Origin of the sequence: Acinetobacter sp. WU_MDCI_Abxc222, assembly GCF_025514755.1 — a bacterium.
Classification (GTDB): Bacteria; Pseudomonadota; Gammaproteobacteria; order Pseudomonadales; family Moraxellaceae; genus Acinetobacter; species Acinetobacter geminorum.
The window spans coordinates 174,882-196,646 of the sequence record NZ_JAHPVG010000006.1 but is presented as its reverse complement, the minus strand read 5'-3'; the positions used below and the strand labels follow the sequence as shown (position 1 = coordinate 196,646).

Genomic DNA, 21,765 nt, shown 5'->3' with positions numbered 1-21,765 from the left:
TTGCGCTTTTTAAAGAAAATTAACAGCAACCAATGCAATCAAAGCTGGAACTGCCTGAATATAAATAATCTTTTTGCTGGCAGTTAGACCACCATAAATACCTGCAATGAATACACAGCCTAAAAAGAAATTGGCAAGTGATGTGGCAAATGGTGCATCTACCAATAAAGACCAAAATAAACCCGCCGCTAAAAAGCCATTATAAAGACCTTGGTTCTGTGCCATGACTTTGGTGAGTTTTGCTTTTTCTGCATTATTTCCAAAGGCTTTCATGCCATAAGGCTTGTCCCACAAAAACATCTCTAGTACTAAAATATAGACATGTAATATTGCGATAAGTGCAATTAAAATTTGTCCGATCATACAATTTTCCTTTTTATTTTAAAGATATGAAAAAAGATCAGCCTCTCGACTGATCTTTTAATGTGTTACGGTTTTAACAACACTTTGCCTTGACGAGCACCTTGCGTTGCTCTTTGAGCGGCAGTTTTAATCTCATCAAAACTAAATACACCTTCTACAGGAAGAATTAATTTTTTCTGAGTCGCTAGTGTTAGCAGCTCAACGATCAGTTCCTTTTTACGAGCTGCTGGCATTTCTTTATTGACCACACTCGCCCAGAAACCTTTTACTGTCGCTTGTTTGAAAATCAAATCGCCCGATGAAATCTGCATGGTTTCGCCAGTCATACTGCCAAACGAAACGAGTAGGCTATTTTCACTGAGTAAATTCAGCATTTCGCCACTTGCGGTTCCTCCAATCGAGTCCACACCAGCAATAAGAGGTTGGTCGCCGTGAATCTGTTTAACTTGCTCTTTCCAGTTAGGCTGATCAGTCGCAACAACATGCTGAATACCTAGTGCTTGCATCTCTGTAATCGCATCAGTACGACGGACCAGATTAATGACAGGTAAGCCACGTGCCTGTGCAATCATCGCAACTGTTTTACCGACTGCACCATTTGCCGTGTTTTGAATGAGCCATTGACCCGGTTGAACATTTACAAAGTCGAGTAGCATGAGAGCACTAATTGGCATACCAATCAGCTGTGCTGCAGTTTCATCATCAATTTCATTATTGAGTGGAATAATTCCATGAGCAGGTGCAATAAAGTATTCAGCCCAACTGCCATGCACAGCTGCCACTGCAATACGCTGCCCTACCTGTACATGAGAAACGCCTTCACCCAATGCATCAACAATACCAACCGCTTCACTACCACCAATCGCAGGTAAGGTCGGTTTGTAGCCATAGCTTCCACGTACTGTCCATACATCATGATTATGAATTGGAGACATGATAGTTTTAATACGCACTTCGCCTGCTTTTGGTTCTGGCTTTGGCATATCCGCCTGCTCTAAAACGTCTACAGGCTCGCCAAAATTACGATGGATAATACTTCGCATGCTTTATTCCTCTATCGGTTTTATGAGTTGTTGGGTCGTTTCTAAAGCTAGATGTAGATGTGCTTTGTGTTGCGACAATTTTGTGAGTAAAGCAGCACCTAACCATAACTGATACATGACTTGCGCCGTTTTTAAAGGCTCAATATGTTTTGGAATTGATCCTTCTTGTTGCCCTTCCTTGAGTAGCAAAGCCAAACGTTGCGTTAGTTTGTGCACGCCATCATTGAGAATTTGACGCATGTCTTCTGACAAGTCAGAAACCTCTGCCGCCAACTTCACAATCAGACAGTTTTCAGCCCAACTACCGTTTACAGGATCATCAATCCATGCCTGCCATAAGGCCATTAAACGAGCATGGGCACTTTGCTCACTGCGTTGCCAAAGTTGTTCCATACGAACTTTATAATCAGCCATATATTGCTCTAACAGCGCACAGCCGAACGCCTCTTTCGAAGCAAAGTAGTGATAGAACGAACCTTTGGGTACATCACAAGCTTTTAAGATCTCTTGCAAACCAACACCGACAAAACCTTTACGTAGTACCAGCTCAAAGCTCGTATCTAAAATGTGTTGTCGTGTGGTTTCACTTTTATTTAATCGTTTCATGCATACATCATAAACAACTATTAGACCAGTCGTCTAGTAAAGTTATGTTGCTGGTTTAATTTTGCTTAGAGTAGAAATCTGAAGTGAGGAATGTTAAAAATACAACCTGCTTAATTAAACAAATTTTGTCGATTGTCGTTTAACCGTCACAATTTGTCGCTTTAAATCATTTTGTACCACTTGAACAATTTTAAATCGTTATCATATATAGGGTCTGTTGTTTATAACCAGTCACCCCTTGTGACTGATCAATCAACACCTAAATTTTCATCAATACATAATTGAGATGTTCTATGAGCCAAAGTCATATCCGTATTCGAGGCGCACGTACCCATAATTTAAAAAATGTGTCTCTCGATATTCCACGCGACAAATTTGTGGTAATTACGGGGTTATCAGGTTCAGGAAAATCTTCTCTTGCCTTCGATACCCTGTACGCCGAAGGACAACGCCGTTACGTCGAATCACTTTCAGCGTATGCCCGTCAGTTTCTATCGCAAATGGAAAAGCCTGAAGTCGACTCGATTGAAGGTTTATCACCAGCGATTGCCATTGAGCAAAAATCTACCAGTCATAACCCACGTTCAACGGTTGGTACGATTACCGAAATTTATGACTATTTGCGTTTGCTTTATGCACGTGTTGGCACGCCCTACTGCCCTGAACACGACTTACCAATGGTCGCGCAAACTGTTTCTGAAATGGTCGATGCGGTAAAAACGCTTGAAGAAGGCACAGCACTTATGTTGCTTGCCCCTGTCGTTCGTGAGCGTAAAGGTGAGTACAGTAACCTGTTCGAACAACTACAAGGCCAAGGTTTTGTTCGTGCCCGTGTGGATGGCGAAATCATTGATATTGATACACCACCAGAACTCGACAAAAAGAAAAAACATACCATTGAAGTCGTTGTTGACCGCTTCAAAGTACGTGAAGACTTAGGTAACCGTATTGCAGAATCATTTGAAACCGCACTACGTTTAGGTGGCGATATTGCAGTTTTATCATGGATGAATGGTGAACATGCTGATCGCGTTTTTTCTGCAAAGCACTCGTGTCCTGAATGTGATCGCGCAGTCGCAGAGCTTGAGCCGCGTTTGTTTTCATTTAACAACCCGTTTGGTGCCTGCCCTGTTTGTGATGGCTTAGGTACCCGTAGTCATTTTAGCTCTGAAAAGCTGATTCCAAATCCTGATCTTGCGATTAGTGAAGGCGCGATCCGTGGATGGGATCGTCAGCGTCCATATTATTATTCGATGCTGCAAAAAGTTGCCGATCATTTTGGTTTTCAACTTGATACACCTTGGAACCAACTAGATAAAGACACTCAAAAGAAATTCTTACAAGGTACAGGTAAAGAAAAAGTCGATTTAAGCTATATCGACGAACGTGGCCGTAAACACACTCGCGTACAACCATTTGAAGGAATTTTGCCGCACCTTGAACGTCGTTACCGTGAAACTGAAAGTAACTATGTACGAGATGATTTAGCGCAATATCTCTCTAATGCAGCGTGTGATGCATGTGATGGTTCACGTCTTAATGAAATTTCACGTCATGTTCGTGTGAAAGATAAAACCATTGCTGACATTACCCGCATGTCAATTGGTGATGCTGAAAGCTACTATCAGGGCTTAAACCTTGAAGGTGCTAAAGGTGAAATCGCAGATAAAATCTTTAAAGAGATTCGAGAGCGTTTACATTTCTTGGTGAGTGTTGGACTGAATTATTTAAGTCTAGCTCGCTCTGCAGAAACCTTATCAGGCGGTGAAGCGCAGCGTATCCGTCTAGCTTCGCAGATTGGTGCAGGTTTAATGGGCGTCATGTATGTGCTTGATGAACCTTCAATTGGTCTACATCAACGCGATAATGATCGTTTATTACAGACCCTGATTCGCTTACGTGATTTAGGTAACACGGTATTAGTCGTTGAACACGATGAAGATGCAATCCGTGCTGCTGACCATATTATTGATATCGGTCCAGGTGCCGGTGTACACGGCGGTGTAATTATTGCTGAAGGTACTTATGATGAACTGGCTAAACATGCTGATTCTCTTACAGGACAGTATCTTTCTGGCAAACTCAAAATTGAAGTGCCAAAAAAACGTACTGAATCACCACGTCCAGATGAAGTCATCAAACTTTCAGGTGCAGCAGGCCATAACTTAAAAAATGTCGATTTAACGATTCCACTCGGCATTATGACTTGTGTGACTGGCGTTTCAGGTTCAGGTAAGTCAACGCTGATTAACCGTACTTTGCTTCCATTAGCAGCAACCCAACTCAATGGCGCAACGACATTAACAGCTGAGAAGTTTGACTCAATTGATGGACTTCAACATCTAGATAAAGTTGTTGATATTGACCAAAGCCCGATTGGCCGTACACCGCGTTCTAACCCAGCGACTTATACAGGGTTATTTACGCCAATCCGTGAGTTATTTGCTCAAACCCCAGAGGCAAAAGCCCGTGGTTATAGTGCTGGTCGTTTCTCGTTTAACGTAAAAGGCGGACGCTGCGAAGCGTGTGAAGGCGACGGCATGATTAAAGTCGCAATGCACTTCTTACCAGACATGTATGTTCCATGCGATGCATGTCATGGCAAACGTTATAACCGTGAAACGCTTGAAGTCGGCTATAAAGGCAAAAACATTTCTGATGTTCTAGAAATGACTGTCGAAGATGCTGCTGAATTCTTTAGTGCCATTCCAGTCATCCACCGCCGCTTAGAAACCTTAACTCAGGTGGGCTTAGGCTATATTCGTTTAGGTCAAGCTGCGACTACACTTTCTGGTGGTGAAGCGCAACGTGTAAAACTTGCACGTGAGTTAGCAAAACGAGATACGGGTAAAACTTTATATATCTTGGATGAACCAACAACAGGTCTACATTTCCATGATATTGCCAAGTTACTCGATATTTTGCATGAGCTACGTAACAAGGGTAATACCATTGTGGTGATTGAACATAACCTTGATGTGATTAAAACAGCCGATTGGGTTGTCGACTTAGGTCCTGAAGGTGGTTCGGGCGGTGGTATGATCATTGCCGAAGGTACACCTGAACAAGTGGCAGAAGTTGAGATTTCCCATACAGGTCGTTTCTTAAAACCGATGTTGAAGTGATTTATTAAATAAAAAGCCGGAAATTATTTCCGGCTTTTTTACCCCTCAACTGCATTCCGTCCTCGGGCCTTTGCTCTTAAAAGTGAACGGTCAGCTTTCTCTAAAAGATCTATCCAACTCGCTGCTCCGATAGCAAAACCAATACTGACAGAGACATGTAATTTTTCATCTGAACCAGATAAATAAATTTCTTCTAAAGAAATCGCAATCCGAATTTTCTCTGCTAAAAGACGAGCATCTATAAATTGCACCTGTTCTAGCAATATTAAAAATTCATCTCCGCCATAACGAACAATTAAATCCGAACTTCGAATATTTTGCTTTAATTGCTCGGCAATACTGACAATGACACGATCACCTACAATATGCCCATATTGGTCGTTCACTTGTTTAAAACGATCAATATCTATAATCATTAAACAGGTTTGCGTAAATTTTTGAGGGTAACTTTCAACAATTTTTAAATATTCAGATAAAGCTAAACGATTAGAGACTCCGGTGAGTGGATCAGTATTGGCAATATTCTTTAACTGAAATTCAAAAGCGTCCCGTTGTTGCAACATACGTTGTAATCGGTCAATTGCTTCAAATAGGGAAAAAAATTCACCTTTGGTGGTGACATTCATCTCATCTTTACAATGATCAGAACTATGCGATAAATCTAAAATTAAAGTTCTCGCTTTAATTAAAGGCGAAAATACTCGTCTTTGCGCATATATCAGAGTAAGTAATGCTGTTGCTAAAGAAATTAGAGAAATAAATAAAGTTAAAAAGAAACCATTTCGAGCAATTGCATTTTCTTGAGTGGCAATGACTACACTCTCATTAAGAATATAACTCTGCAAATCAACCACAGTGGTAAATTTACCTACAATTGCTTCGGTTAACTGTGTACCACTTAAAAAATATGGTTCGCTCTTTTGGCTTTCTTCTAATAGCCTTTCTACAATCGGAATACCCTGATCTATAAACTCTGTTTTCACTCTAGAATATAACCGACGGTATTCTGGAGTTTTTGCTTGTTCAGGCTGTAAGGTATCGACCAAAACCCATAAATATCTAGCTTGATGTTGAGTTTGTAATGAACGAGCACGATTATTACTTGGAATCTCTTCATTAAAACTGACGGGAGCAATAATGTTAGAGGCCATACGCCCAGCCTGATCACGCATATCAGTTAGAACGATAATAAGCGTAAAGTAATTAGAAATGCGGCTGTCTTTACTTTTTAACTGCAACATTAGTTTTTGTAGTATTTCTCTACAGTTATCCCATGCGCCAAACATTCCTAAAATGGCATTATCCAGTTGAACAGAAGTTCTGGCTGCATATGGAGTTTCACCATAATAATCAACGACACGTCGGGCTTGTCTAAGATTTTCTTTGAAATTGGTTTGCAGCTCATTTGCTAAGGAAACATAACCAGCTTGTTTTAAAATTAAAATGCTTGTATCAATTTGCGCATCAACGATTAAACGAAATTTTTTTAATTCTTGCTGATTTTTTACCAAATCATGAGGACCACTCGACATCATTTTATTAGCAGGAGCACGTTCCTTAGAAACTTTATAGGCAATATCGGCTACTGCTCTTAAACTTTTTATTTCAGCTAGGGCTTGTCTAGTTTTTATATAATCCTGATAGCTTCCCACAATAAGAGGTACTGCCATGAATAATAAGGATAAAATAATAACCAGCATAAAAAAGAACAGTCGATTACTAATATGCTCTGAACGTAATCCTGACATTTCTAGCTGGTACTCCGTAAATGTCCTGCCATTTTTAATACGATATAAATTAGGCTTAAATCCATCCTAGCATTTTAATAACTAAAATTTCATCATTAACCCCTTCATTTCTTTTTTAATAATTATACGATCCCTAAATTTTGTCAGCTTAAATAACAAAATGAATCGAAAAATTGAATGCTTTTTATAAAAAAACTCTATTTTACAGATTAAAGATTTTTAATCATGATAGTAAAAACAGTATTTACTTGTCCTCTTGGATGCCTCTCCCAGCATCCACTGCCCAGCTTTAAGCTGGGCTCTTTTTGGCCTCTTATTTTTTCAATAAAATTCACATAACTCTTATTTTAATTTTTAGATTTTCTTACAGATAAAAAAAAGCTCAACCTTGGGGAAAGCTGAGCTCGTAAAATCTGATGTGTTCTACACATCGTATCTGGGCAAGCACTTTAAATCCTAAAAAACGTTAGGCAGTGAACTTTGCAATCGAATTATGTGATTTACTTCTACCTTTGTAAAGTTGATTAAATTAATCAGGATTGAAATTTTAATCGTTTTTTCAACTTAAAATACAGATTTCTTTTATTTTATTCACTTATATAATAATTAAGAATAGTTAAATTTTTTAGTTAAACTAATCCAAATATTGTTAACTATTCCTCAAAATAAAACGAATTTGACAATAAAATGGCGGTTTTTTATTCACATTGTAAACACAGCTATATTTTTGTTAATGTTAAAACCGATTAATTCAATCTATTTTTCCAATCACAATTGTAATATCTTTTTAACATTTACTTCTTAATTCTTAATGAAATATAATTATTAGCTTATTGTAAATGTTCATTTTTTTATCAGGTTGACAAACCACTTTTCATTTGATTAGTTTTTCACCAATTTTAACATAAGTGTCAAATATCTTTAACATTACCTTTTCTAGATTATTGACTTCATAAATTGTTACAATACAATGACCCCAGCTTTATCTCTTGTTAATGCTGGAAATGATTATGAAAAAACTTGGTTTAGCCACTGCTGTATTATTAGCCATGACCGGTGCTCATGCTTATCAATTTGAAGTTCAAGGTCAATCTGAATATGTTGACACAACTGCAAACGATAAAAACTTCACTGGTGACGTTGCTGGTACATTCTATTTAAAAAATGTTGATACCGCTAAGGGTCCTTTAGCTGAAGCAGCTTTCTTGAACCAAGCTTCTAGCGTATCTTTAGGTTATAGCTACCAACAGTATGACCAAAACAACGGTTTGAACTACCACGTTGGTACATACGGCGTTAAAGGTGAGGCTTACGTTCCTACTCCTTACCTTCCTGTATACGCTAGCGCAACTTATAACCACACTGATGTTGATGGTAAAAACAACTTCTCTAAAGATGACAACGGTGACCGTTATGCATTAGAAGTTGGTGCTATGTTGTTACCTAACTTCTTGATGACTGTTGGTTATACAAGCGTTGCTAACCAATTCGCTTTAGATAACTTCGGTATCATCAGCAACGGTATCTACACTGCTGCGAACCAAACTGCTGCGATTCAAGACGACCAAGATGCTGTTACAGCTCGTGCTAAATATGTAGGTCCAATCGATGGAACTAACATGGCAATTGGTTTTGAAGCTGCTGGTGCTTTCGGTCAAGAAAACCAATACGGTTTGAAAACTGACCTTTACTTAACTCCTAAGTTAAGCGTTGGCGCTTCTTTCGTTGGTAACGATGGTTCAGCTGACATCAAAGGCAATGACCTTGGTGAATTCCGTCAAGCTTGGGGTGGTAACGTAAACTACTTCATTACTCCAGCTGTAGCAGTTGGTGCATCGTACATGAAAGCTGACGTTAAAAAGTCTAGCTACGATACACAAACTATCGGCTTAAATGCTAAATTCCGTTTCTAATTTAATTTAGAAATCGAATTAAAAAAGGACTCAAATGAGTCCTTTTTTTACAACTAAATTTAGCTTCGTACAATATTTAAGAAATATAGATGACGTTCATACTGATCGATAATGTCTTGAATTAAATCTTCTTGAGTCCAATCCATTACATCATAGTTCTGTCCACCTTCTCTTAAAAACACTTCAGCTTGGAAATATTGCCCATCTTCGGCTTCAGTACGTCCAATTAAAAAACTTGGTGGCACTGTTTCACGTGAAACAACTTTATAAATAAAATTAATTTCATTGTGATGATCGACTCGAAGTTGCATCCCATCCTCAAGTTGAGTAATTGAAACTTCTAAATGACGGCGTCTAAATTCATGTTTGATATTTTCAAACGCACGAGCCACTTGTTTTTCGATATATTCTCTAACCTCTTCTTCACTATGAGGATAGTGCATGATTAAACCTAGCCGCTGTTGCCAGCTTCTTGGATTATGAATGGCACGTGGGGTAATTCGAGCTTCCTGAATTGCTTGCATTTTCGTGACATCAAGATGCAATGCTTTTATTAATCCCCAACTCATGAACAGCATAACCACAGTAAATGGCAATGCGCTCATAATGATTGAAGATTGAAGCGCAGCCAAACCACCGACTAACAATAAAATAATGGCGAGTACAGCCATCAGTACTGTCCAGAACAAACGCTGCCAAGTTGGTGAATTTTCAGTTTTTGCAGTTAAGTAGTCTGTTACCAATGCTCCCGAGTCAGCAGAGGTCACAAAGAATAAAACAACTAAAACGGTAGCCAAAATATTCATGACACCTGACCACGGTAAGTGTCCTAAAAACTCAAATAGAGCTACTGATGAGTCTTGCTGAACAGCCTGAATAAGAGTGTTTTGATGTTCATGAATAATGCTAAATAATGCAGCGTTTCCTAAAAAGCCCATCCAGATAATGGTAAAGCCTGTCGGGATGAGGAGAACCCCTACAATAAATTCTCGAATGGTACGACCACGTGAAACCCTTGCGATAAACATACCCACAAATGGCGACCAAGAAATCCACCAAGCCCAATATAAAATTGTCCAACCACCAATCCATCCATTCGGCTGATAAGCGTATAAATTGAATGTCATGGTAAAAAGGTTAGAGATATATTGCCCAGTGTTTTGAATAGTAGTCTGGAGTAAATAAATACTAGGACCAGCGATAAAAACAAAGACTAATAATATTAAGGCTAAGACTAAGTTTAGCTCTGATAAACGTTTAACCCCTTTATCAAGACCTAAGAACACAGACAAGGAAGCTAAAATGCTCACAAAAATAATCAGTAATACTTGAATATGGGTGCTTTGCTCGACACCGAACAAATAATGTAAACCCGAGTTAATCTGGGTAACGCCAAACCCTAGAGAAGTTGCTACACCAAATACCGTACCAATGGTCGCGAATATATCGATGCTGTCGCCCCAAGGCCCATAAATCTTCTTACCAATGAGTGGATAAAGGGCTGAACGGGTCTTTAACGGTAAATTATGTCGATAAGCAAAATAAGCCAATGCCAATCCGACCACTGCGTAAATAGCCCACGCATGCAAGCCCCAGTGGAAGAAGGTCACCCTTAATGCTTGCTGTGCTGCCTCAATAGTCTGAGCATCTCCACTTGGTGGATTAACATAATGCATGACAGGTTCGGCAACCCCGAAGAACATGAGACCGATACCCATCCCTGCTGTAAACAGCATGGCAAACCAAGACCCATTATTATATTCAGGCTGACTATGGTCAGGTCCTAATTTAATTCGACCTATTGATGAACAGGCGATATAAATCAATAAAATGAGAAAGAAGGCTACAGATAAAACATAAAACCAGCTAAATGAATCGGTGATCCATTGTTTTAGTTGCTGCGTTAGAAGTTCAAAAGAACTCGGGGCGATCACCACAACTGCCAAGAACAAAGCAATGATAATGACCGTACCAAAAAATACGTTAGGATTAACGTTTGCGAACCAACTTGGTTGTTTGGAAGGCATAACTCCTCCATGTTATTTTAATGAAAAGTGACAGGCATAAAGCCAATAAAGACATTTACAGAATGAACAAAGTTAAATCTTTCAATAGAGAAAGCCGATAATACTTTAAATAAACTTAAATAATATTGCAGTTACAAAGGTGTAAAAAATTAAAACACCTTCTCCTTTATTTGTCAGAATCCTTTTTTGTTGGATGGGCAATGTACTGTAGAGCAATTAAACGTGTGACAATCAAAGCGAGATACATCACACCACAAAACATTTGTAGCATGGCTAAAACGCGTGCTGGTGGACTAAGCGGCATTAAATCAGATAAGCCTGTTGCTGACTGTAAGCTAAAGCTCAGGAACAGTAGATCTAACCAAGTCTGCAAATGATGAACATTGTTTGGATTTTGGAAGCTCGCAGGAATCAATAGCTGACAAATGTTGTAGAGGAATGCAAAGCCCCAAGCAAGCAAAGTAAAAACCGCGGCGGCTGCAAATAATTCATCTCTTGTTAAATATCGATCAGCAAACATATAACGAAATAAACCGTAAGCAGCCGAAAAGTAAGCTAGCGCTTCACAGCTATGGGCAAAAATCTGGATCGTTAAATTGTTATAGCCTAATAAAATAAAGACTGAGGATATAATCGCTCCACTGACAAAAGTTAATCCCAGAAAAGTAAACATTGGGGTTTGACGAATGACCTTGGCAATAATAAGTAAGGCAAGCACTCCTAAAGCCCACATTAGGGTCCGGTAAAATACATCATGAAAAGTGAGCATGGCCAAAATGAGTAGGATAAATTGCACAAGCAGCAACCATGCAGAAGGTAGCAATCGAAAGCTCGCCCAGAAGTCCATGATAGATCGCATTTAATTATTTTCCTTTTTCATTATGTTTTGAATTATAGGAAATCATACTGTACAAAAAATAGGACAAACAAGTTGTTCTTTATTAAAGAGCTTCTTTCACTTTAATGTTTGAGATCAACAAAAAAAGCCCCGCAAGGCTTTTAATGAGATAGATATTTAATCCATTTTGATTTTAGTGATCTGATGCACCAGAAGCACCAATACCTGTCATTGAACGAACATATTGGGCATCGAATGCAGCACGCTCTTTTTTAGCACGTGCAGAGTTGTCAGTCACCGAGAAGAACCAACAGCACAGGAATGATAATGGCATCGCAAATAATGCAGGCCCATTGAATGGGTTAACTGGTGTATCAGAGATTTTTAAAGTATCTACCCAAACCGCTTTAGACAGAACAATAAGTACTACCGCTGTTACAAGACCAACTACCCCACCAATTACCGCACCACGAGTCGTCAAACCTTTCCAGAACATTGAAAGAACAAGGATCGGGAAGTTCGCACAACATGCCACAGAGAATGCTAAGCCCACCATGAATGCTACGTTTTGTTTTTCAAACAAAATACCCAAAATCATGGCAAAGATTGCTAAACCAAGTGTCGCAATTTTTGACATACGAAGTTCTGAAGCTGGAGTCGTTTGACCTTTCTTGAATACGTTAGCGTATAAGTCATGTGAGATTGCAGATGCACCTGAAAGTGTTAAACCAGCAACAACAGCAAGAATCGTTGCGAAGGCTACTGCTGAAATGAAGCCCATGAATAAGTCACCGCCTAAAGCGTCACTTAAATGCACGGCTGCCATGTTGTTACCACCAACAAGTTCAAGCTTGCCTGATACTGCCATTTTTGCAACATCAAGGAATTGAGGGTTGTTTGATACGAAAAGGATCGCACCGAAACCAATAATGAAAGTTAGAAGATAGAAGTAACCAATGAAACCTGTCGCTACTACAACCGATTTACGCGCTTCTTTTGCATCTTTTACAGTGAAGAAACGCATAAGAATATGTGGAAGACCCGCTGTACCAAACATGAGTGCCAAGCCAAGAGACAATGCATCAATCGGGTTTGCGGCCAGTTTACCTGGACCCATAATTTTTGCAGCTTCTTCAAAGCTTACGCTGTGAACTTTACTGAATACTTCAATTGATTGAGTGAACATGTTGCTGAAGCTAAAACCAACCGCTTTCATCACCATGAATGCCATGAAAGTCGCACCACTAAGCAACATAACAGCTTTAATGATTTGTACCCATGTGGTTGCTAGCATGCCACCAAAAATTACGTATGCCATCATTAATAGACCAACGATGACAACAGCGATGTTATAGTTCAAACCAAATAGTAATTTGATGAGCTGGCCCGCGCCTACCATTTGAGCGATCAAGTAGAATGCCACAACCACAAGCGAGCTCAAGGCAGCTAAGGTACGGACTGGTTTTTCTTCAAGACGGAATGACACTACATCTGAAAGGTTGTATTTACCAAGGTTACGTAAACGCTCTGCAACCAAGAATAAAACGATTGGCCAACCTACCATAAACCCAAGAGAATACAGTAAGCCATCAAAACCCGAACTAAACACCATCGCGGAAATACCAAGGAAAGATGCTGCTGACATATAGTCACCGGCAATTGCCAATCCGTTTTGGAAACCGCTGATTCCGCCCCCTGCGGTATAGAAATCTTGTGCTGATTGAGTTTGTTTTGCAGCCCACTTAGTAATAAACAAAGTGAAACCAACAAAGATGACAAACATGATGATAGCGTGCCAGTTAGTGGCTTGTTGCTCTGCTTCACCTAAGTCCGGGCTTGCCATAGCAACAGTTGAATATAGCGATGCTGCTGCCAATAAGGCTTTCGCTTTTAATGAATTCCATTTCATATTAGTGTAATCCTTTCTCATGCGTGATGGCTTCAACTTCCTTCAACGCTTCTTCACTCAACTGGTCAAGGGTATTGTTTGCGATATAGGAATACACGCCACACAGTAGGAAAGATAAAACAATAATTCCTAAGCCTAGTGGAATACCCCATGTCGTTACACCACCACTAAATGAACTCATTAAAAATTCTTTGTTGTAGCCAACAAGTAGCATAAAGCCCACATAAAGCACTAACATAATGATTGTGAGCGTCCAGCTTAATGCACTTTTTTTCTTGACCATCTTTTGAAACTTTGGATTGCGTAGAATCTGTTCTACTTGGCTCTGATCCATAACCAAACTCCTTGCCTGTGCCCAACCTTGGTCACTTTTTTAATAGTAGTTTCTCATTATTAAAATTAGCAAAATAACGTGTAATTCGTAACTTAGACTTTGGTCGTTAAAATTTAATCAATTTATAGCTTTGTTTCTGCTTGCGGTATGATAGGCGCAAGGTTTTAATCATGTAGGTCATATGAACAGCTGGCTGATTATTGGGGTACTCACTCTTTATATAGCACTCTTATTTATTTGTGCTTTTTTTGGCGAGAAGCATGCTAGCCGCCTGAGTACACGTGGCCGGATGTTCTTGTTTAGTTTGACCTTAGGTGTTTACTGTTCATCTTGGACATTTTACGGTGCAACTGGAGCTGCCGTCCGAGAAGGCGTCATTTTCTTACCTATTTATTTAGGTCCGCTGTTATTTGTTTGGTTTGGTTACGATATCTGGCGACGTTTAGGCCGAGTACGTCAGCACCACGCGATTTCCTCAATTGCCGACTTTGTTGCTGCGCGTTATGGCAAAAGCGGGGTATTGGCATCGCTGGTTACGATCTTGGCAGTTATTGCGATTATTCCCTACCTGGCCCTACAATTACGTGCAATTGCCTTAAGTACATCAGTCATATTGGAGCAAAATGCTCATATTCATACGACCACCAATAGCGTTTTGCTTTTAACCAGTGTCCTTGCGATCTTGGCCATGATTTTTGGTACGAGGCAGATCGCGAATACCGAACAGCATGGTGGCCTCATGTTAGCGGTGGCATTTGAATCTTTTGTAAAATTATTCGCCCTAATCTGTGTCGCTTTATTTTTTATTTTTGAAGCACCCGCGAACTTAGTACAAGTCTCAGCCGACGTAAACCAAACCTTTCAAGAAGTTCAGTTATTTGGGGTGCCTGAAACTTTCTGGATTCAGACATTATTGGCAGGTCTGGCAATAATCTGTTTACCCCGCCAGTTTCATGTGGCTGTTGTCGAATTACGCGATGAAAAGCACATTCGCGGTGCACGTAAATGGTTTGCGGCTTATCTCATTTTAACGATTTTAGCTATTATCCCGATTGCAAGCTGGGCTTTGCATGCAGCGCCAAAATTCCTAACTGTGCCTGATGTAGCAGTACTCTCATTACCATTGAGTTATAACCAAGAGTGGTTAGCCCTACTGGCCTTTTTAGGTGGGTTCTCTGCATCAACAGGCATGTTACTGGTTTCATCTGTTGCCCTGTCTATCATGCTCAGTAATGACTTGATTATGCCTGCCCTATGGCGCTTCAAGTTGCTTTCACGACACGATAAACACTTACCTAAAGTTCTTAAATTTAGCCGTCGTATTAGTATTGTCGCGGTGATGCTACTTGGCTTTTTATTCTTCCATTTCTTTAATGATATTAACCAGCTTTCAGTATTTGGTTTATTAGCGTTTAGTGCGGTTGCTCAATTTGCTCCCGCACTGATTGGGGGATTGTATTGGCGAGGCGGAAGTCGCCAAGGCGTTTATGCAGGTCTTATTGTTGGATTTTTAATGTGGAGTTATACCTTACTATTTCCAACCATCTTACGTAGTTTGCCGGAAGCCTATCAAGAAACAGCCCAAAGTATTTTGCTTTTTGGTCCTTTGGGAATTAATGCATTACGTCCAGAATCACTTTTTGGCTTTGAGTCATTTGCACCTTTAACCCACGGCGTTATTTGGTCTCTCGGTTTGAATATTGTTTTATATATTTGGATTTCTAAACTTTACCGTCCAAGTGTGGCAGAACAAATTCAGGCAGAAAGCTTTTTCTACTATGAAACTAAACCTCTGCCATCACCGCATACCTCTACCGATTTAACTTATTTACCGCACGATGCTGCACGTTTAAAAGTAGGCGATTTATTTGCCCTTGCTAAAAGAATTACGGGTGAGCAACCCACAACACAAGCGTTCGAGAACTTTTGCGAGCAAAATCATCTCACGCTCAACCCCAATAGTATCGCCAATGGCATGTGGTGGCGATTCACCGAGCAATATCTAGCTGGCATTATCGGCGCAGCCTCTGCCCGTACTTTGCTCACTACAGCAATGATCAATAATGGTCTGGCATTAGGCCAAGTCGCCAATATTTTAGACCAAGCCTCGCAATGGCAACGTTTCAATCAAAACTTGCTGATGACCATGATTGACCACATGACTCAAGGGGTAAGTGTGGTTGATAAAAACATGTGTTTAGTCGCATGGAACAACCAATATTTAAAACTATTTGGCTATCCAAAAGATTTAGTCTATGTGGGTTGTCCAATTGCCGATCTAATTCGTTATAACGCTGAACGCGGCGAATGCGGCCCCGGTTCAGTCGAAGAACATGTCCGCAAACGTTTACACTGGATGAAAGTCGGAAGTGCGCATGAATTTGAACGAATCCGTAAAGACGGGCGCGTTATTCAAATGCGCGGTAATCCTATTTCAGGTGGTGGCTTTGTGACTACCTTCGCCGACATTACGGCTTTCCGTGCGAATGAGGCAATACTGGAAGCCCGTGTAAAAGACCGAACCCAACAACTTGCCGATGCCTTAACCGAGCAACAGCTCGCGCGCGAACAAGCCGATATGGCTAATATGTCAAAAAGCCGCTTTATTGCTGCGGCAAGTCATGACTTATTACAACCAATGCACGCTGCCCGTCTGTTTAGTACGGTTCTTGAACAAAGCATTGCGACCGAAGAAGATCGTCAAACTTTGCAACAACTTGACCGTGCTCTATATGGTGCAGAAAGTATGCTCTCTGCCCTGCTCGATATTGCACGTTTAGAAGGCGGCACCATACAGCCAAAAAGACAGCCTTATCCTCTGCACGATTTATTAAGCGACCTCGAACTACAGTTTAAGTCGATTGCTGCACAGCGAAATATTTCATTAAAAGTTCACGATGTATCATTCTGGATTGACACAGATCCACAGTGGATACGACGCATTATTCAAAACTTTGTGAGTAATGCACTGCGTTATACAGCCAAAGGCCGAGTGATTGTTGGTGTATTACGTTCAGCTCAAAAACCTGGACACATTCGAATTGGTGTCTGGGATACAGGTCCTGGAATTGCCGAAGAGCAACGTATTAAACTATTTCAAGAATTCGAACGCTGTGGGCATTTATCACCGTGGGGTGAGCAAGGTTTAGGTTTGGGTCTTGCTATTGTGCAGCGTATGACGGGTTTGTTGAATTATCCAGTCCATGTCTATTCGCAACTCGATAAAGGTTCCTGCTTTATGATTGAGGTTCCGGTGGTAGAAGCTCCAAAAGTGATAACCCCAACCGTACAGGCAGTACCTTTAAAAACCAAAGCCTATCGGATTTTATGTTTAGACAATGATGAAACTATTCTTGAAGGCATGAGTAGCTTATTAGGTCGATGGGGTTATGAGGTTTTTAAAGCCACTGAACCTGAACAAGCACTTGAAATTATTCAAAAAGAAAATATTCAGGTCTGGCTTATCGATCAGCATTTAAACAACAACCAACTCGGTGTCGATTTTATTATGCAAAATCGCCAGCATGATGTTCCAGTTGCTTTAATTACTGCTGACTCTCATCCTGAGTTACCTCAACAATTGAAAGAACTGAATATTGTTTTACTCAAAAAACCACTTAAGCCTGCTTCTCTAAGAGCATGGTTATCGGGACTTAAAATTGCCAGTGAGGTAGATTAAATATTTTCTCTCCCAAACCTTTTAATAAGTTTGGGAGAGATTTTTGGCAAAAATTATTGACCTAATTTAAGCCAATAGGCAGAACTGCTCAAAAAGTCTACTTTTACCCAGTAAATCATTGACCAAAATTTCCAATGAATCTTTTTCTATGGCAAAGCTCACCTTTTTTGTAAGTGAACACTTGTATACTTAGTTACAATTTCATAAATTACTGTTTTTTAAAATTATAATTAGTCAAAAACAACCATATAAGACTTTAGTCGTATTCTACTTGCATTCTTCCTGACACATAAATATTCAAAACCTATTTCTTAAATGTACAGTCATTTTTATAACCCATTTCCATATTAAGCACCCCTGCTCACGAATTAATGCAAAGGACAATTGCCATGAATATTTCTGATAACAGCCCACAAGGCCAACTTTCGTCTCAACAGTTTTATCGCCAATACAGTGCCAATGCTTTACTTCCTGAACTAGATTGGCAAAGTATTTTCCCTCACAGCAAGCTCAATGAAGCAAACATCAAAGCGTTAAATACAATTTATCAATGTGCCGTCCCGCTAGCACTTAATGTATTTCATGATCTAAATTTTGATGTATTTGCACCTGCGGCTTATCATCCCCAAGGTTTAGGTTTATTTGATAAATTGGCACAACAAGAAGAAAATTTCTTAAAAGTTCTTAGTGCTGAAAGTGAAAATCTTGACCATGACACACGCCATCAAATCTGGAGTATGCTACTTCGTGGCGGTGCTGTACTCGTTTTCAAAGCTTGGCTTGGTCATGTCAAACTCGGCGAGAATCAGTTAGATATGACGCAGTTTGATGAATTGTCTGATTTACTCTTTATTAAAACGCACCCAGATCAACTTGCTGAACGTCTACATGTTGATGAAAAAGCAAAACTCGACCACATCTTCTTAATGTATGGCAACGATATTTTCCTTGATAGATTCAACAGCCTAGAAACAGCTGCTCTATTTGTTGATTTAGGTGTTTATGATGCGGCGTTCTTAAGCTTGCGTGATGACCGCGTGGCTGAATATTTAAAAATGAAACGCTATGTGACTCAGGAACAAATTGATGATTTGCAATGCGCGCTTAATCCATTGTACTGCGACAGCTTAACACCAAAGCAAGATTGCCTTGCTTAAGTGGCACATATAAAAAAGACCTCAATCGAGGTCTTTTTTCTTTTTAGATTTTCTTATCTTCAATATTTAATGCGCTAATGGCTAATACTGCTTGTGTACGGTTTTGCACACCTAATTTTCTAAAGATAGCGGTTACGTGAGCTTTAATCGTTGCTTCTGAAACATCAAGTTCATAGGCAATCTGTTTATTTAGCAAACCTTCCGCAACCATCATCAACACACGGAATTGCTGAGGTGTTAATGATTGAATACGTTCAGCTAAAGCAGTTTCATCTGCTGCTCTCGGGTCAAGGTTAAGATTAGATGGCAAGTTAGGCGGCAACCAGATATCACCCTCTAAGACTTGACGAATCGCTTCGCCAATATGACTTGGATGAGCCGACTTAGGAATATAACCCATCGCACCATGAGCGATTGCACGCTGAATGATTGAAGTTTCTTCATGTGCAGAAACCACAATAATCGGAATAGATGGATACTGTGCTCTTACATAAACCAGAGCCGAAAAGCCTGAAGCACCCGGTAAATTTAAATCGAGTAATACTAGATCAGGTTCTGCCCCATTTTCCAAACGCTCATAAAACTCATCAACCGAGGCTGTTTCATGAATTTGTGCCTGTGGCAGGCTATAACGTACTGCTTGAATTAAAGCATGACGAAACAAAGGATGATCATCAACGATTAAAATATTCATAAGCGATTAAAGTAATCTTGAGCATAAGTATGGCCTATTGTAACCCTACTATTTAGATGAAAGATACGTTCATCTTATCCATTTTTATGCAAAATGTTGATAAATGCAGAACTTAGCCAAGATTTTCAGATGTTTTTTAACTTTTAATCAAAATTAATCTGTTTTTTATATAAGCTTCCTTTTTATTATAAAAAATATATCACCTATAATTATATAAAATAAAAACAGCAACTTAATAGAAAAACAAAGTGTAAAAATCCACTATTTACCTTTTATATTTAAAACTGATAAGGTTGACCAATTTCGTTATTTTACAGTTTACCGTCGTTGTTGATTAATAAGTCCAATCTCTTGTTTTAGGCTTAGGAACCAAATTATGACTGGTATCACATCACCAAAACCTTTAAATATCGTTGCTGTTTCTGGTGGCTTAAATACCCCATCTAAAACAGAAAGTCTGGTTCAAGCCATTCTTGATGAATTATCAGAAGCAATCGATATTAAAGTTCACTTCATTAAATTAAGCGAAATCGGACCTCTATTAGGCGGCGCATTTTATCGCAACCAACTTCCACAGCGCGTACAAGATGACCTTGCAGCAGTTGAAGCAGCAGATGCTTTAATTGTAGGTACACCCGTTTACCGTGCTTCTTTTACAGGTCTTTTCAAACATTTCTTCGATTTTGTTGAACAGACTGCTTTAGTCGATGTGCCTGTACTTTTAGCAGCATCGGGCGGTAGTGATCGTCATGCACTTGTACTTGAACATCAACTTCGCCCATTGTTCAGTTTCTTCCAAGCACAAACTTTACCAATTGGCGTATATGCGACAGATCGTGACTTTACTCCGGAATATACGGTGAAAAGCGAGCAACTATCAGACCGGATTACGTTAGCAGTGGCACGCGCATTGCCAATTTTAGAATGGGCGCCAGCGAAAGGTAAACGCGCTGAAGTGGTTAAATCTAAATCACAGCAAGCAAATCAAGAGCTTGGTATTAACAAGCAAATTGAACAAGAAGAAGTATTACCTTCAGCGGCTGTACCAGACCTTGATGCGGCAGAATCTCGTTTGCATCACAAGTCTGGCAAATCATTAACACATGTTGCCTAAGCGCAATGTAGCTAAATAAAAAGAACGAATGGGGAGAGCGAACCATGACGCAATTACAACAACCAATTAAATTTGCTTATTGGGTACCAAACGTAAGCGGTGGCCTTGTAGTGAGTAACATCGAACAGCGTACAGACTGGAGTTATGACTACAATGTTCGACTTGCACAGGCTGCCGAAAACAATGGTTTTGAATATGCGCTCACCCAAATTCGTTTTACGGCGGGGTACGGGGCAGAAAACCAACATGAATCGGTAAGTTTCAGTCATGCATTACTAGCAAAAACTGAAAAACTGAAAGTCATTGCGGCGATTCTCCCCGGCCCCTGGAAACCAGCGTTGGCGGCAAAACAACTTGCAACGATTGATTATCTAACTGAAGGCCGTATTGCGATTAACGTAGTGAGTGGTTGGTTTAGAGGAGAGTTTGATGCCATTGGTGAAGAGTGGCCTGAGCATGATGAACGTTATGTTCGCTCTGAAGAATTCATTCGCACTCTAAAAGGAATCTGGACCACCGATAACTATAGTTTCGATGGTAAATACTATCAGTTCCAAAACTACACACTTAAACCAAAACCTCTGCAAAAGCCTTATATAGAAGTTTTCCAAGGTGGTAGTTCACGTGCTGCACGTGACATGGCGTCTCGTGTTTCTGACTGGTACTTTACCAACGGCAATACTGTCGAAGAAATTCAAAAACAGGTCGAAGACATTCGTACTAAAGCAAAAGTAAATAATCACCATGTCAAAATTGGGGTAAATGCTTTCATTATTGCTAGAGATACTGAAGAAGAAGCAAAAGCAGTACTTCAAGAAATTATTGATAAAGCCAACACTGAAGCCGTAAATGCATTTGGCGATGCAACTCGTGAAGCTGGAGCAGCCTCACCAGAGCAACAAGGTAACTGGGCAAAATCAACTTTTGAAGATCTAGTGCAATACAATGATGGCTTTAAAACCAATTTAATTGGTACGCCGCAGCAAATTGCAGAGCGTATTGTGGCACTCAAAAATGTAGGCGTTGATTTGATTCTGTCCGGATTCTTACATTTTATTGAAGAAGTGGAATATTTTGGAGAAAAGGTTCTACCACTCGTTCGCCAGTTAGAACTTCAACAGGAAAAGGAGGTAGAAATTCAAGCTAAATCAGCCTAACCCCCCACTGTTAAAACAGCGCAAGATAATAAAAACAATAAACTAAAAATAAAGAATT

Annotated in this window: 15 protein-coding genes; 6 read left to right on the top strand and 9 right to left on the bottom strand. The window is 39.8% G+C overall.

Translation table 11 applies throughout. The annotated features are described in order from the left end of the window. Positions 1 to 9 precede the first annotated feature (9 nt). From KTJ10_RS11420 to KTJ10_RS11410, 3 genes are all read right to left on the bottom strand, one after another. A complete protein-coding gene (locus KTJ10_RS11420; protein ID WP_086264742.1) occupies positions 10 to 363 on the bottom strand; it encodes a DUF1304 domain-containing protein in 354 nt (117 codons plus the stop codon). 65 nt (positions 364 to 428) lie between these two features. Beyond that, complete coding sequence (locus tag KTJ10_RS11415; protein WP_262442049.1) at positions 429 to 1,406, bottom strand: zinc-binding dehydrogenase; 978 nt, start codon at positions 1,404 to 1,406, stop codon at positions 429 to 431. A 3-nt stretch (positions 1,407 to 1,409) separates the two neighbouring features. Further along, the gene (locus KTJ10_RS11410) at positions 1,410 to 2,012 is read right to left on the bottom strand and encodes a TetR/AcrR family transcriptional regulator (protein WP_262442048.1); all 603 of its coding nucleotides are present in this window, start codon (positions 2,010 to 2,012) and stop codon (positions 1,410 to 1,412) included. A gap of 293 nt (positions 2,013 to 2,305) precedes the next feature. Here KTJ10_RS11410 and uvrA point away from each other — a divergent pair, with 293 nt between their 5' ends. Continuing rightward, the gene (uvrA, locus tag KTJ10_RS11405) at positions 2,306 to 5,137 is read left to right on the top strand and encodes an excinuclease ABC subunit UvrA (RefSeq protein ID WP_262442047.1); all 2,832 of its coding nucleotides are present in this window, start codon (positions 2,306 to 2,308) and stop codon (positions 5,135 to 5,137) included. Positions 5,138 to 5,175: 38 nt separating this feature from the next. Here uvrA and KTJ10_RS11400 read toward each other — a convergent pair whose 3' ends face one another. Further along, on the bottom strand, positions 5,176 to 6,885 hold the full coding sequence (locus KTJ10_RS11400) for a GGDEF domain-containing protein (RefSeq protein WP_262442046.1): 1,710 nt from the start codon (positions 6,883 to 6,885) through the stop codon (positions 5,176 to 5,178). Between the two features lie 1,010 nt (positions 6,886 to 7,895). Between KTJ10_RS11400 and omp33-36 the strand changes: the two genes are divergently transcribed. Further along, on the top strand, positions 7,896 to 8,798 hold the full coding sequence (gene omp33-36 / locus KTJ10_RS11395; protein WP_005066862.1) for a porin Omp33-36: 903 nt from the start codon (positions 7,896 to 7,898) through the stop codon (positions 8,796 to 8,798). 59 nt (positions 8,799 to 8,857) lie between these two features. Here omp33-36 and KTJ10_RS11390 read toward each other — a convergent pair whose 3' ends face one another. The 4 genes from KTJ10_RS11390 to KTJ10_RS11375 all read right to left on the bottom strand — a co-directional run bounded on the left by KTJ10_RS11390 (position 8,858) and on the right by KTJ10_RS11375 (position 13,906). Next, a complete protein-coding gene (locus KTJ10_RS11390) occupies positions 8,858 to 10,825 on the bottom strand; it encodes a BCCT family transporter (RefSeq protein WP_068614246.1) in 1,968 nt (655 codons plus the stop codon). A gap of 166 nt (positions 10,826 to 10,991) precedes the next feature. Continuing rightward, complete coding sequence (locus KTJ10_RS11385) at positions 10,992 to 11,684, bottom strand: ion channel (RefSeq protein WP_262442044.1); 693 nt, start codon at positions 11,682 to 11,684, stop codon at positions 10,992 to 10,994. 172 nt (positions 11,685 to 11,856) lie between these two features. Then, positions 11,857 to 13,572, bottom strand: a complete 1,716-nt coding sequence (locus tag KTJ10_RS11380; RefSeq protein WP_005078627.1) for a cation acetate symporter — start codon at positions 13,570 to 13,572, stop codon at positions 11,857 to 11,859. A gap of 1 nt (position 13,573) precedes the next feature. Continuing rightward, positions 13,574 to 13,906, bottom strand: a complete 333-nt coding sequence (locus tag KTJ10_RS11375) for a DUF485 domain-containing protein (protein ID WP_000372818.1) — start codon at positions 13,904 to 13,906, stop codon at positions 13,574 to 13,576. Between the two features lie 181 nt (positions 13,907 to 14,087). Here KTJ10_RS11375 and KTJ10_RS11370 point away from each other — a divergent pair, with 181 nt between their 5' ends. After that, the gene (locus tag KTJ10_RS11370) at positions 14,088 to 17,585 is read left to right on the top strand and encodes a PAS domain-containing hybrid sensor histidine kinase/response regulator (RefSeq protein WP_068539700.1); all 3,498 of its coding nucleotides are present in this window, start codon (positions 14,088 to 14,090) and stop codon (positions 17,583 to 17,585) included. Positions 17,586 to 17,974: 389 nt separating this feature from the next. Further along, complete coding sequence (locus KTJ10_RS11365) at positions 17,975 to 18,742, top strand: hypothetical protein (protein ID WP_064784689.1); 768 nt, start codon at positions 17,975 to 17,977, stop codon at positions 18,740 to 18,742. A 43-nt stretch (positions 18,743 to 18,785) separates the two neighbouring features. On the opposite strand, the gene KTJ10_RS11360 is transcribed toward KTJ10_RS11365, so the two are convergent. After that, positions 18,786 to 19,436 carry a response regulator gene (locus tag KTJ10_RS11360; RefSeq protein ID WP_002122041.1) on the bottom strand — a complete coding sequence of 217 codons (651 nt, stop codon included), beginning with the start codon at positions 19,434 to 19,436 and terminating at the stop codon, positions 18,786 to 18,788. Positions 19,437 to 19,812: 376 nt separating this feature from the next. On the opposite strand from KTJ10_RS11360, the gene msuE reads away from it, so the two are divergent. Together msuE and sfnG are read left to right on the top strand one after the other, a co-directional pair. Then, positions 19,813 to 20,550 (top strand): FMN reductase, encoded by a 738-nt coding sequence (msuE, locus tag KTJ10_RS11355; RefSeq protein WP_005066848.1) that lies wholly within the window; start codon positions 19,813 to 19,815, stop codon positions 20,548 to 20,550. A gap of 44 nt (positions 20,551 to 20,594) precedes the next feature. Next, a complete protein-coding gene (gene sfnG, locus KTJ10_RS11350; protein WP_262442042.1) occupies positions 20,595 to 21,707 on the top strand; it encodes a dimethylsulfone monooxygenase SfnG in 1,113 nt (370 codons plus the stop codon). Positions 21,708 to 21,765 lie beyond the last annotated feature (58 nt).

Excerpts from the sequence above, each read along its gene's own strand:
- omp33-36 (WP_005066862.1), top strand. The coding sequence starts at position 7,896 with ATGAAAAAACTTGGTTTAGCCACTGCTGTATTATTAGCCATGACCGGT.
- KTJ10_RS11410 (WP_262442048.1), bottom strand. The coding sequence starts at position 2,012 with ATGAAACGATTAAATAAAAGTGAAACCACACGACAACACATTTTAGAT.
- sfnG (WP_262442042.1), top strand. The coding sequence starts at position 20,595 with ATGACGCAATTACAACAACCAATTAAATTTGCTTATTGGGTACCAAAC.
- msuE (WP_005066848.1), top strand. The coding sequence starts at position 19,813 with ATGACTGGTATCACATCACCAAAACCTTTAAATATCGTTGCTGTTTCT.
- KTJ10_RS11380 (WP_005078627.1), bottom strand. The coding sequence starts at position 13,572 with ATGAAATGGAATTCATTAAAAGCGAAAGCCTTATTGGCAGCAGCATCG.
- KTJ10_RS11390 (WP_068614246.1), bottom strand. The coding sequence starts at position 10,825 with ATGCCTTCCAAACAACCAAGTTGGTTCGCAAACGTTAATCCTAACGTA.
- KTJ10_RS11360 (WP_002122041.1), bottom strand. The coding sequence starts at position 19,436 with ATGAATATTTTAATCGTTGATGATCATCCTTTGTTTCGTCATGCTTTA.
- KTJ10_RS11370 (WP_068539700.1), top strand. The coding sequence starts at position 14,088 with ATGAACAGCTGGCTGATTATTGGGGTACTCACTCTTTATATAGCACTC.
- uvrA (WP_262442047.1), top strand. The coding sequence starts at position 2,306 with ATGAGCCAAAGTCATATCCGTATTCGAGGCGCACGTACCCATAATTTA.
- KTJ10_RS11420 (WP_086264742.1), bottom strand. The coding sequence starts at position 363 with ATGATCGGACAAATTTTAATTGCACTTATCGCAATATTACATGTCTAT.
- KTJ10_RS11415 (WP_262442049.1), bottom strand. The coding sequence starts at position 1,406 with ATGCGAAGTATTATCCATCGTAATTTTGGCGAGCCTGTAGACGTTTTA.
- KTJ10_RS11400 (WP_262442046.1), bottom strand. The coding sequence starts at position 6,885 with ATGTCAGGATTACGTTCAGAGCATATTAGTAATCGACTGTTCTTTTTT.
- KTJ10_RS11365 (WP_064784689.1), top strand. The coding sequence starts at position 17,975 with ATGAATATTTCTGATAACAGCCCACAAGGCCAACTTTCGTCTCAACAG.
- KTJ10_RS11385 (WP_262442044.1), bottom strand. The coding sequence starts at position 11,684 with ATGCGATCTATCATGGACTTCTGGGCGAGCTTTCGATTGCTACCTTCT.
- KTJ10_RS11375 (WP_000372818.1), bottom strand. The coding sequence starts at position 13,906 with ATGGATCAGAGCCAAGTAGAACAGATTCTACGCAATCCAAAGTTTCAA.